Origin of the sequence: Pseudoalteromonas sp. GW168-MNA-CIBAN-0100 (assembly GCF_040309225.1) — a bacterium.
Lineage (GTDB): Bacteria > Pseudomonadota > Gammaproteobacteria > Enterobacterales > Alteromonadaceae > Pseudoalteromonas > Pseudoalteromonas arctica.
Genome location: NZ_JBEOOL010001149.1, coordinates 1 through 233, shown reverse-complemented (window position 1 = coordinate 233; position 233 = coordinate 1). Strand labels below are relative to the sequence as shown.

The window sequence follows — 233 nt, the reverse complement described above, 5'->3', positions numbered from 1 at the left end:
GGGTTGCATGGAGCCAAACTACTAATTTAAAAGTGGATGACAACGCCATTTTAGAGTGGTTACCGCAAGAAACCCTCGCCTTTGATGGCTCTCGTGGGCTGCAAGTATTTAACATTGAACTGGCTAAAACAGCTAAGTGCCTAGGCTGGGAAATACTAGGCCTTGGTCGCCCTGCCAGTGATTTGCCCTTTGCTACTGGCTGTATTGAGCAGCGCTTTAAGTTAACCCAAGAC

The 233-nt window shown here is 47.6% G+C and carries 1 protein-coding gene; it reads left to right on the top strand.

The window, feature by feature from the left end; all coding sequences use genetic code 11:
- Positions 1–233 (top strand): urease accessory protein UreD (locus AAEY62_RS24980; RefSeq protein WP_350637191.1); only part of this gene is annotated, 233 nt, incomplete at both ends.